This window comes from Liquorilactobacillus vini DSM 20605 (assembly GCF_000255495.1).
In the GTDB taxonomy this organism is placed as follows: Bacteria; Bacillota; Bacilli; order Lactobacillales; family Lactobacillaceae; genus Liquorilactobacillus; species Liquorilactobacillus vini.
Genome location: NZ_AHYZ01000046.1, coordinates 1 through 11664, shown reverse-complemented (window position 1 = coordinate 11664; position 11664 = coordinate 1). Strand labels below are relative to the sequence as shown.

At 38.8% G+C, this 11664-nt stretch carries 9 protein-coding genes and 1 tRNA gene; 6 read left to right on the top strand and 4 right to left on the bottom strand.

Going from position 1 to position 11664, the window contains the following annotated elements; all coding sequences use genetic code 11:
• Positions 1–201: 201 nt before the first annotated feature.
• From ON15_RS11405 to helD, 4 genes are all read right to left on the bottom strand, one after another.
• The gene (locus ON15_RS11405; RefSeq protein ID WP_268869591.1) at positions 202–432 is read right to left on the bottom strand and encodes a transposase; all 231 of its coding nucleotides are present in this window, start codon (positions 430–432) and stop codon (positions 202–204) included.
• Positions 433–839: 407 nt separating this feature from the next.
• The gene (locus tag ON15_RS02675) at positions 840–1439 is read right to left on the bottom strand and encodes an RNA polymerase sigma factor (RefSeq protein WP_010579938.1); all 600 of its coding nucleotides are present in this window, start codon (positions 1437–1439) and stop codon (positions 840–842) included.
• Positions 1440–1639: 200 nt separating this feature from the next.
• Positions 1640–1712, bottom strand: a tRNA-Thr gene (locus ON15_RS02670).
• Positions 1713–1834: 122 nt separating this feature from the next.
• A complete protein-coding gene (gene helD / locus ON15_RS02665) occupies positions 1835–4084 on the bottom strand; it encodes an RNA polymerase recycling motor HelD (RefSeq protein ID WP_010579937.1) in 2250 nt (749 codons plus the stop codon).
• Between the two features lie 287 nt (positions 4085–4371).
• Here helD and trpS point away from each other — a divergent pair, with 287 nt between their 5' ends.
• The 6 genes from trpS (at position 4372) to metG (ending at position 11634) form a co-directional block, all read left to right on the top strand.
• Positions 4372–5382, top strand: coding sequence for a tryptophan--tRNA ligase (gene trpS, locus ON15_RS02660; protein WP_010579936.1), 1011 nt, complete (start codon positions 4372–4374; stop codon positions 5380–5382).
• Between the two features lie 90 nt (positions 5383–5472).
• Positions 5473–6411: a Ppx/GppA family phosphatase gene (locus ON15_RS02655; protein WP_010579935.1), complete on the top strand. Its 939-nt coding sequence runs from the start codon at positions 5473–5475 to the stop codon at positions 6409–6411.
• Positions 6412–6556: 145 nt separating this feature from the next.
• Positions 6557–7843 carry a hydroxymethylglutaryl-CoA reductase, degradative gene (locus ON15_RS02650; RefSeq protein ID WP_010579934.1) on the top strand — a complete coding sequence of 429 codons (1287 nt, stop codon included), beginning with the start codon at positions 6557–6559 and terminating at the stop codon, positions 7841–7843.
• On the top strand, positions 7830–8783 hold the full coding sequence (locus ON15_RS02645; RefSeq protein WP_010579933.1) for a hypothetical protein: 954 nt from the start codon (positions 7830–7832) through the stop codon (positions 8781–8783). Before ON15_RS02650 ends, ON15_RS02645 begins: the two co-directional genes overlap by 14 nt.
• Before the next feature lie 35 nt (positions 8784–8818).
• On the top strand, positions 8819–9514 hold the full coding sequence (locus tag ON15_RS02640) for an NAD-dependent protein deacylase (RefSeq protein WP_010579932.1): 696 nt from the start codon (positions 8819–8821) through the stop codon (positions 9512–9514).
• A 107-nt stretch (positions 9515–9621) separates the two neighbouring features.
• Positions 9622–11634, top strand: a complete 2013-nt coding sequence (gene metG, locus ON15_RS02635) for a methionine--tRNA ligase (RefSeq protein ID WP_010579931.1) — start codon at positions 9622–9624, stop codon at positions 11632–11634.
• Positions 11635–11664: the final 30 nt, after the last annotated feature.

The window sequence follows — 11664 nt, the reverse complement described above, 5'->3', positions numbered from 1 at the left end:
CTATTTAAGCTTTGAACTGGTACTGAGACCTAGATCAATTAGATTTTGTTGGGTCATATATTCATTGATTCTCCTGAAATATCGCATTTTAGAATCATCAACTTTTTCAGCATCTTTATGAAACAAACGCCAATTGATTTTTAAAGCTGTGTAAATCCGGCTATGCTGATCGGCTTGTTGCTTTAAAATTGTAACCCTAAGCTAATCGAAAGCCCGATTTACCAGTTGAACAATGTGAAAGCGATCAATATGATTTTTAGCATGCGGAAAAAGTCGTCTGATGAAAAGCTGGTAATTGGCATTTAAGTCAATGACAACCGATTTGACAGCTGAACGTTCTTCTAGAGAATAGCGATTTTCAAAGTAAGCACAAATGTTTTTAGACAAGCGATCATCAAGAATTGAAACCAAATTATGCTTTTTAGCAGCGATGGTAATAAATGAATATGATCTGACAACTGATTTGAATTCGTTAAAACGAAGATGTTCAAGAAGTTTGACCAGGTGCTAAGGCTTTTGAAAATCATGATATAAAATACGTGTAACTGAAATAGGAAAGATCCTGGCATTTTGGCAATCGTCGTAACAGGTAGTGATTGTTTGGCTAATTTAACGACCGCAGATTTGAGACCTCTGGTAAGAGAAGGATTTTTTCAACGATTGATTGGGTTTAGACGCTTAAATCGTATCACAGGCTGCCATGGCCTGTAATATATAAAATTAAAAAACTGATATTGGCTTTTATGTTCCACCAATATCAGAAAGTATAGACCCCTTTTAACTTTAGTTAAGGTCAAAGATGGATGATTATTAAGTGCCCACAAATATTTAGCACGTGATTAATTTAATTCATCACGAATCTTTTTACGGCAACTAGAAATTAAGCGCGAAATCTGCTGACCTGACTTGTTAAGTATTTGACTTATTTCAAATATATCTGCTTTATCAAGATAGAGCAGAAGAAAAACTTGATACTCACTTTTTGATAAAATATTTTGCAAATCATTTAAGATTTCTTTGAATAAAATAGTTGTGAAAAGTGAATTATTGTCGTAACTTAATGCAGTTTTAAGACCAAATTGTCCGTCACTATTCAATTTTTCAAAAGAAGCAGCATTAATTTCCGCTTTCCGCTTTAAAGCGCTTTCTTTGCGAAGTAAACTGCAGTAACGATTTAATAAACTTTTTTGGAAGTATGCCCCAAAAGAGGCTTTAGTTCCAATCTGGTATGAAAGTGCTGCCTGATAGCAAACGATTCTAGCTTCTTGCAGCAAATCATCATGTTCAACAAAATGGAGATGATAGCGTCCGAGAGCTTTGTGTACAACGGGTAAATACTTTGAAAATAAGAATTCAAAAGCATCACTATCGTTTTCTTCTCTAACTTTTAGAACCAAAGAACTATCTGAAGTATTGTCTTTTTCAAATCTATTCTTCAAAAAATCCCTCACCTTTCTGGAATTTAAAATTAATAAGATAAATCTTACAATTTTGAATATATCAGATAAGTCTTTTAAAAGAAGGGCAATACTTCCGCTTTTGCAAAAAAAATTAGCAAAAAAATAAGCTACAAAACTATCTAGAAAAACAAAAAGTTTTGCAGCTTACTTGTTAGTAAATTAAAACTTAAATAACATTAAGCCACTTACCGGATTTGAACCGGTGACCCCCACCTTACCATGGTGGTGCTCTACCTGCTGAGCTAAAGTGGCAGCAAAAACATTACTTAAATAGTATATTACAAGCTAAAATGAAAATCAACTGTGATTTTTAGTTGCTTGGTTGTAGTTTAAGTTTACTAACTAGTAAAATTTTGCCAAATTAGTTATGATAGTCAGCTAACACTGGTGTTGGCGTTCGAAATCAGATATTTTTGCGTGTTGATTTGTGAAATAATTTTGCTGGGTTGGCCAATTGAAAATAAGACTAATTGATGCATAGCTCGCGAACAAGCGGTATAGAGAAGACTCCATTTTTCAGTTGGATAAGCTGTCTGCGAAGTATTAAAGACAATGACTCCATCAAACTCTAATCCTTTAGCTAAATAAATAGGTAAAACAATTACTCCGTGTTCGAGTTTATTGCTGTTAGCAGTTAATCTGGTGACTTTCAACTGTGACTGCAAAGACTTTTCCAATTTGATGGCAGTAGCTTGAGTTTGAGTAATAACAGCCAGTGTCTGATTTGAATGCTGTAGGCTTTTAATTAGTTTTAGCAGTTTAATCTGCCAGCAATCAGGCTGAACCGAAACAACTTGTGGCAATTGACCGTGACGATTAAATGGTTGGATTTGTTGACCAGTTGGCAAGATTTGCTGAATAAAATCCGTAATTTCAAAAGTCGAACGGTAGCTTTTGTTGAGCTCGATCAATTTGGCTTTTTTAAATTTCAGTTGGTCTTTTAAGGTTGTCAGTACTGCTTGCGGAGTTTGGGCAACTGTGTATAAAGCTTGCTGACTATCACCAAGCAAAGTGAATTTAGCCTTGGGAAAGGCATGCTTTAAATAAAGCAGCTGATCAACTGAATAGTCTTGCATTTCGTCGATAAAAAGATATTTAATTTGATGATTGATTCCACTGCCAGTTAATGTATCCCGCAGCATTAATAAAGGAGCGCAGTTTTCCCATGATATTTGGTGATATTCAAGCTGGTTAGCAAAACTTTTAGCAACTGCTGGGTCAATCTTAAGTAAAAAGTCGCTATACTGTTGATAGCTGTCTATAAAATAATCATTATAAATTGCTTCATAGATTGGACGATAATAATTTTTGACGATTTTTTGACGCAGCTGTTTTTCAATGAGTTGTGGTTCTTGAGAAACTTGTCGACTCCAAGAACGAATTTGTTCTTCACTGAGATTTTGCAGTTTATCGGTTACCCAATCTTTAGCTAATTGTCGCTCGCCAATTTTTTTAATCAACCGCAAGAGCTTTTTCTTAGTAGCTGTAAATTTCAAAGCTGGCGACCAGCTGACTGGCAGCGATTGATACAATTTTTTAATAGTTCGAGCGGAAATAATTGATTCACCCGCGAGATTTAGAGCTACGAAGCAGATTTGCTCAACTGGCAGTGTTTGAGCATAAACAGCTGCTTTTTGAACGAGACCGCTGGCTGCTCGATGATTTTGAATCTGGGGTGACGCGGTTTGCCTAGCCTCAAAAACAGTAAACAAATTTTCAACCTGCAAACCCTCAAACCGACGTGAAAAGAACTCGTGCAAAGTCACCTGCCGCAAATTTTTCTCACCTAAACTTGGCAAGACTTCAGAAATGTAATTGCTGAAAAGATAGTTAGGTGAAAATAGGACCATTTGATCAGCGACGAGGTCTTGGCGGCTATGATATAGGAGAAAGGCTACCCGTTGTAAGACAGCCGAGGTCTTACCGCTGCCGGCAACACCTTGAACTAAAAGCAGATCATGAGTCGTATCGCGAATAATACTGTTTTGTTCTTGCTGAATGGTCGCTACGATGTTATGCATGTACTGATCACTATGTTCACTCAAAAGATCCTGCAGTAGTGAATCACCAACGGTTTCATTCGTATCAAACATATTGCGGATCTTTCCTTGCTTAATTTTAAACTGACGCTTCTTCAATAATTCAACTTGTTGTTGACCAGCTGGTGTTTGATAATTAACAGACCCTAAAGTGCCGTTATAGTAGATGCTGGAAATTGGTGCGCGCCAATCATAAACCAAGAAGTTATTTTGGCTATCAACAAATGAAGCAGTTCCAATATACAATTTTTCCGGTTGCTGGTCTCCTGGTTCACAAATATCGATCCGACCAAAATAAGGAGAATCACTTAACCTCCTCAATTGTTTAACTTGTTGCTGTAAAATGCTTTCAGTCTGCACGTTTTTAGCAACTAGCTGTTTTTGTTGCTGGACTTCAGCATTAGTTTCCATTTGATCGTCAACTTCCAAGGTGTTGATTTTGGCATTTTGACCATAATTTTGTTCTACTGCGGCCCGTTCAAAATGAGCTTCGTTTAATTCAGCAGTGATGGCTGTTAATTTTTGTTTAATTTTTAAAATAACTTGATTGATACGTGTTTGTTCGCTTTGTTTTTCGCTGTTCATGGCTCCTCCTTTTAGGCAATTATCGTAACATAAGAATTACCAAAAAAACAACAAATTTTGACTTTTTAGGAAGTTAGGGTTTAAAATACATTCATAATTAAGTAGTTGAGCTAACTTACAGAGATGTATCAAAAGCTGAAAGGTACAACAGCAAGACGAACTGGATCTTAAATTAAAATTATTTAAAGCGGCAGTTTTTAACTGCAAAATAGGTGGCACCGCGGTCATTCGTCCTATTGCAAGTTTGCAATAGGATTTTTTTTAATTGATTTTAGGAGGCAGATAAAATGAAAACAATTTTAACAGGTGATCGTCCAACCGGGAAATTACATATTGGACATTACGTCGGTTCATTAAAAAATCGGGTAAAGATGCAAAATAGTGGCAAGTATCGAACCTTTATCATGATTGCTGATCAACAAGCATTAACAGATAATGCACGGGATCCAGAAAAAATTCGGCGTTCTCTGCTTCAAGTAGCGCTAGACTATTTAGCAGTCGGTCTTGATCCAGCTAAATCAACGATTTTTGTTCAATCACAAATTCCGGCCTTATCAGAATTAACCAATTATTATTTAAATCTAGTTACCGTTTCTCGCTTAGAACGCAATCCAACTGTTAAAGCTGAAATTCAACAAAAACATTTTGAAAAATCGATTCCCGCTGGTTTTTTCATCTATCCGGTTAGCCAAACATCTGATATTACAGCTTTTAAGGCGGAATTAGTCCCAGTCGGCGATGATCAAGAACCAATGATTGAACAAGCTCGTGAGATTGTGCGGAGTTTCAATAGCATTTATCATAAGCAAATTTTAGTTGAACCGCGAGGCGTCTTTCCTCCTAAAGGATTTGGTCGGCTGCCAGGTCTTGATGGAAATGCTAAGATGAGCAAGTCACTGGGCAATTGCATTTATCTGTCGGATGATGCTGATACATTGCAGCGAAAAGTTATGTCAATGTATACTGATCCAAATCACATTCATGTTGCAGATCCTGGCAAAGTTGAGGGAAATATGGTCTTTAAATATTTAGATGTTTTTGATCCTGACAAAGAGCAGGTTGCTATGTTGAAAGAACAGTATCAAGCTGGCGGGTTAGGCGATGTTAAAATCAAACGGTACTTAAATGATGTCCTTGAAGCGGAATTAAGGCCGATTCGTGAACGACGAGCAGAATTTGCCAAGGATATTCCAGCAGTGTATGATATGTTGCAAAAGGGCAGTCAAAAAGCTAATGAAGTTGCCAATCAAACTTTAACAGAAGTCAGGGCTGCAATTGGCGTCAACTATTTTGACTAAAACTGGTAGCTTTCAGCAACTAGCTTGTAGGATGTGAGTGATAAACTCATTATCTGGTAACGGAAAATGAGTTTGGGAGGGGAATCTAAGATGCGCAATTTGGTAGTTTTGGATTTTGGTTCAAATTCGGTTCGCTTTTCGATCAATCAAATCGTTGGGAAAGATTCTTTTCAGGAAATCTTGCGGCAAAAAGCAACGACCCGTCTAGCTGAGGGAATGGGAAACGCTTCTCAGCCAAAGAAATTAACTGCGAAGGCTGTTAAACGAACTTTGGGAGCAGTAGCAGATTTTCAGCAAGTTTATCAATCTTATCCAGAATGTAAAGTTGTTGGGATAGCAACTGCTGCTGTTCGTCAGGCAGAAAATCGAACTGATTTTGTTGCTCAAATTAAAGCTTTAACTGGTTGCCAAATTCAAGTCTTAACTGCTCAGCAGGAGACTTATTTTGATTATTTAGCGGTGATTAATTCGTTGCCGCTGACGGAATGCCTGATTTTTGATGTTGGTGGTGGCAGCTGTGAATTAGCTTTGGTAAAAAAAGGACAATTTGTGGCCGGAATTAGCTTGCCGGTTGGGGCAGTTAGCTTGAGTGAAAGGTTTTCACCAACGAATGATTTTACTGCTCAGCAGCTTTTTGCGTTGCAAGACTTTTTGGTAGGTAGTTTCCAACAGATTTCTTGGCTAAAACAAGCTGCCAACTTGCCCTTAGTCTTATTGGGAGGCTGTAATCGCTCGGTAGCACGGTTGCAGCGAACAAGACTTGGCTATGCTAAGACAGATTTGTTTCATGGCTTTTCAATGACAACTCAGGCCTTCAAGGAAATTTATGCTACTTTGCTAGCTAAAAAGCTACCAGAACGTCAGCAGCTGCCGGGGATGGAAGCCAATCGTGCTGATATCATCTTGGCTGGCATGTCGCCGGTTGTCTTATTGCTAGAGTGGTTGGCAAGTAGTAAAGTCGTTTTTTCTGAAAGCGGAGCACGTGAAGGTTTTATTTATCATTCCTTAAAAAATGAAGCAGCAAAATAATTATCCCAAAGACTAAAACAATGAATTACCTTGCTTTAGTCTTTTATTGTGCGGTGACATCAGTCTAATTTTAAGTCGTTTCAAAGTTTTGAACGTGCTAAAATTAATTTATCAAGTATCGATTAGTGGATCAAGAGGTGAAATTATGGGAACAGCTAAAAAATTTTATCAACTGTCGTGGGCCAACCGGCTAACAACGTTGATTGATCAAGGAATTATCACGCCGGCCCAAGCGAAGATCTTAAAACAGCAGGCAAACAATCAGTTGCTCGGTGACCAACAGATTGAAAATTACTTGACAGATTATCATCTGCCGCAAGGAGTGGCTTGGCATTATTTAATTGATGGGCAGCAATATTTGGCACCAATGGTCACTGAGGAACCTTCAGTTATTGCTGCCAGCAGTCACGGAGCAGGGCTTATTGCGCAATCTGGCGGCTTTAAGACTAAAATTGGGCCACATATTTTATGGGGACAGATTATTTTAGAACAGATCACCAATCAGCAGCAGTTAAAGCAGCAATTATTGACGCAAAAGCCTCAATTGCTAGCAGTAGCTGATCAAGCTCATCCGTCATTAAAAAAACGTGGTGGCGGTACTCGTTTGCTCCGGGTCCGCAGCTTGAACGATCAGTTGCTGTCAATTGATCTTGGAATCGACACGCAAGCGGCAATGGGGGCCAATATGGTTAACTCGATGTTGGAAGCAGTTGCCAAGTATCTGCGGCAGCAGCTTGGCAGCCAAGTATTAATGAGCATTTTAAGTAATTTAGCTGATGAATGCTTGGCAACTGCTACTTGCCAGCTGCCAGTCGAACTATTAACTAAAGGAAGCTTTTCTGGCAGACAGACGGCTAAGAAAATTGCTTTAGCTGCTCACGTTGCCCAAATTGATCCTTATCGAGCAGCCACTCACAATAAAGGAATCATGAATGGCGTTGATGCAGTAACGATCGCGATGGGAAATGATTGGCGAGCAATTGAAAGTGCAGCTCATGCTTATGCTGCTCGAGACGGCCAATATCGGGGATTAAGCCACTGGAGTTTATCTGCAGATCAACAGTTTTTACAGGGTGAGTTGACCTTGCCTTTGCCAGTGGGTTTTGTTGGCGGTTCGATCAAAATCGTGCCATTAGTCCAGTTGAATCAGCAATTGGCGCAGATTAAAGAAGTCAGTGATTTGGAAAAACTGCTGGTTTGTGTTGGCTTGGCCCAGAATCTGGCGGCATTATTAGCACTTGTTACTGAGGGAATTCAACGTGGCCATATGCAGTTGCAATTGCGTTCAACAGCTTTGGCGGCAGGAGCAAAAATCACTGAGGTGGCTGAGGTCGTCCAGCAGTTGCAAGCACAAGGACAAACTGATCTAACTAGTGCCCAGCTGATTTTACAAAAAATACGAAAAAACGGTGATCATAATGACAGAATTTAATTTACAGCCAGCGGTTAGTAAACTTTTAACAGCGACTGAGCAGCAACTCGGTCAAAAAATCAAAATTCAGCCAGCTGTCCGCTTAAATAGCAACTGGTTACGCCACGATCAAGGCAAGCATTTTTTGCACAATGGTCAAATGGTGATTTCGATAGGAAATTTAGCAGCCGTTGATTTTATTGTTTCCCATGAACTGCTGCATCTGCAATTGTTAAAAGCCCCAGTCCCGCAGCTGCAGTTCAATTTAACAACCGGCAATTTGCAGCTTGATGAGCGACTAATGGCGGCTGGACTTGAATTATATGACACTTTGCTGCATTTTACTGTTTATCAACAGCAGCGGCAGTTAGGGTTGATTACAGAGAAAATTGAGGAGGATTTCTATCGAGGCATCTTAGCAACTTTAAAGCCAGAAAAGCCAATTAATGATCAATGGATGGTTTTGCGGTTATTATCTTTATTAGATGGATTGGTATTTTTCCAAGGCCAGGATCAAGTGATTCAAAAATTGACTGAATTATATCCGCGCTCAATGAACGGCGCCAGTCAATTATTTGAACTGATTACTGAAAAAGATTTGAACGGCCCTTTGGCGCTTCGACGCGGGATGGTTAAAGCTCTGAAGGGCTTTGAGCAGCAATTGAAAATTTGGCAGCTGCCAAGCCTTCAGTTGCGACAGTTCTTAACTCTCACCCCAGTCTTCAGTCAGCGCCAGATGAGATTGCAAATCAGACAATTATTTGCAATTTATCATACTGACTGGCAGGACAACTTGCAATTTACCCGGGCATATATCGGATATTATCAAGCTGATCAACAGAATTCATTTGTGTTGCCGGCTCCTCAAACTGCTCAGCCAGAAGCGTATTTTAAGAAAATTTATCAGCAGTCAGTCACCGAGTTTATGCAGGAAAATGGTTTTATTTATCAATTGCGTTAAATGGGCTGATTAGTTTGGACAATGGAGGTGTTATCATGCAATTAGCAGCAGAATTGTTTCAGGCAAAGAGAATCGTCTTTTTGACAGGTGCCGGTGTTTCGACTCCTTCGGGCATACCAGATTATCGTTCTAAAGGTGGCTTGTATGATAATGATCAGCAACGGCCAGAGTATTTATTAAGTCATACTTGTTTAGTGCATCAGCCAGAAAAATTTTATCAATTCGTGGTTCAACAGATGTATTATCCTGCAGCTTTACCAAATATCATTCATCAGAAAATGGCTTGGTTTACCAAAAATAAAGCAGCCATCATCATTACGCAAAATGTTGATGGCTTGCATATGAAAGCTAAAGCTCAAAATGTGATCGAATTTCATGGCAGCTTATATCGAGTCTATTGCCAAAAATGCGGTCAAAAGGTAGCTTATCAACAATATTTAAAATCTATGATCCATCAAGGTTGTGGTGGGATTTTGCGGCCAGCGATTGTTTTATATGAAGAGCAGATTGATCCTAAAATTATCAATGCATCATTAATGGCTATTTCGCAAGCAGATTTAATTGTTGTTTGTGGGACTTCACTGCAAGTTTATCCATTTGCTGGCCTATTGACAGCAGCTGATCCAACAGCTAAAATAATTGCCATCAATCGTGAAAAATTAGTTTTGCCAGCCAATGCACAGCAAATTGTGGCTGATGCTGCATCAACTTTTGCAGCAGTAAAAGTCTGAAGGAACAACTTTTAATTCATAAACTATGCTATACTAACTGTGTAACTATTAATTTAGACATAAATAAAAATTAAGATGATTTTGTAGAGTGAAAGGACTTGACTTCGATGGCTTCAAAGGGAACATTTTATATTACGACTCCAATTTATTATCCTTCTGGGAAATTACATATTGGGAATTCATATACGACGATTGCCTGTGATGTAATGGCTCGTTACAAGCGCCTGCAGGGATATGATGTCTTTTTCTTGACAGGGACTGATGAACATGGCTTGAAAATTGAGAAAAAAGCTGAGGAATTGAAGATGTCTCCCAAGGAGTATGTTGATCAAATGGCTGCAGGAATCAAAAAATTGTGGCAGCTCCTTGAAATTTCGAATGACAAGTTTATTCGAACCACTGATGATTACCATGAAAAAGCAATTCAAAAGATTTTTGAGCGTTTATTGAAAAAAGGCGACATTTACCTAGGTGAATATACCGGCTGGTATTCAGTTTCTGATGAAGAATATTTTACGGAATCCCAATTAGCTGAAGTTTATCGCGATGAACAGGGCAAAGTTATCGGTGGTAAAGCACCATCAGGCCATGAAGTTGAATTGGTTCGTGAAGAATGTTATTTCTTTAAAATGAGCAAGTATGCTGATCGCTTAGTTAAATATTATAATGATCATCCTGATTTTATTATTCCAGTTTCCCGGAAAAATGAAATGTTGAACAATTTTATTAAACCAGGTTTGGAAGATCTGGCAATTAGCCGGACAACCTTTAACTGGGGTGTTAAAGTTCCAAGTAATCCCAAACATGTCGTTTATGTCTGGATTGATGCCTTGTGCAACTATATTACTGCTTTAGGCTATGGTAGTAATGACGATAGCCTGTTTAAAAAATACTGGCCAGCTGATATCCATATGGTTGGCAAAGAGATTGTGCGGTTCCATACGATTTATTGGCCAATTATCTTGATGGCTTTAGATCTGCCGTTGCCAAAACATGTTATTGGTCATGGCTGGCTCTTAATGAAAGATGGGAAAATGTCGAAATCTAAAGGCAATGTCGTTTATCCCGAAATGTTAGTTGAACATTATGGCTTAGACGCGTTGCGTTACTATTTAATGCGTGCAGTTCCCTTTGGAAATGACGGGGTCTTCACTCCAGAAGACTTTGTTGGTAAAGTTAACTTTGATCTAGCTAATGATTTAGGTAATCTTTTGAATCGGACAGTTGCGATGATCAATAAATATAATGTTGGGAAAATTCCAGCTTTAGCTCATGCTACAGCTTTTGATCAAGCTTTAGAGAATGTTGCGCAAACGACAATTGTCAATTATGAAAAAGAAATGGATAGTGTGCATTTTTCAAATGCTTTAGAGGCAATTTGGCAATTGGTTAGTCGAACAAATAAATATATCGATGAAACTGAGCCTTGGCAATTGGCTAAGGATCCGGATCAAGTTGGCGCGTTACAGAGTGTTTTAGCTCACTTGGCTGCCAGCTTGCGGGTAATTGCAATTTTACTGCAGCCAGTGATGACACATGCACCGCAGAAAATCTTTGCCCAGTTAGGACTGCCAACTGATAAAATTGAGATCGACCAATTAGCTTATGCTGATTTGCCAGTTGGCGAGCAGGTTGTTGCTAAACCGACGCCAATTTTTCCGCGTCTTGATGTTGAACAAGAAGTTGCTTATATTAAATCCAAAATGAGCAAAAATGAAAAGGTAAAGGGCCGCAAAGCGATGGCTGCAGCTAAAACGAAGGCTGTTGAAGAGACTTTGAAGTTGAATAAAAAAGAAATCCGTTTTGATAAATTTGATAAAGTTGAATTGCGAGTTGCTGAAATTTTGGCAGCTAGTCATATTAATGGGGCAGATAAGTTACTGAAGTTTAAATTAGATGCTGGCGATCCGATGCCACGTCAAATTTTGTCAGGAATTGCTGATTGGTATCCGGAACCAGAAAAATTAGTTGGCAAGAAAGTGGTGATCGTTGCTAACTTGCAACCGCGTAAAATGCGGGGCGAGATTAGTCAGGGAATGCTGTTATCTGCTGAATACGGTAAGCAAGTCCAGTTAATCACAGTTGCTGATGAGATTCCAAATGGTTCGCTGATTAGCTGATCTTAGGTAGAGATCTTTTCTTGGTTTTAA

Bases quoted from the DNA above. Each gene is read 5' to 3' on its own strand.
- helD (WP_010579937.1), bottom strand. From the start codon at position 4,084: ATGAACAGCGAAAAACAAAGCGAACAAACACGTATCAATCAAGTTATT.
- trpS (WP_010579936.1), top strand. From the start codon at position 4,372: ATGAAAACAATTTTAACAGGTGATCGTCCAACCGGGAAATTACATATT.
- ON15_RS02655 (WP_010579935.1), top strand. From the start codon at position 5,473: ATGCGCAATTTGGTAGTTTTGGATTTTGGTTCAAATTCGGTTCGCTTT.
- ON15_RS02650 (WP_010579934.1), top strand. From the start codon at position 6,557: ATGGGAACAGCTAAAAAATTTTATCAACTGTCGTGGGCCAACCGGCTA.
- ON15_RS02645 (WP_010579933.1), top strand. From the start codon at position 7,830: ATGACAGAATTTAATTTACAGCCAGCGGTTAGTAAACTTTTAACAGCG.
- ON15_RS02640 (WP_010579932.1), top strand. From the start codon at position 8,819: ATGCAATTAGCAGCAGAATTGTTTCAGGCAAAGAGAATCGTCTTTTTG.
- metG (WP_010579931.1), top strand. From the start codon at position 9,622: ATGGCTTCAAAGGGAACATTTTATATTACGACTCCAATTTATTATCCT.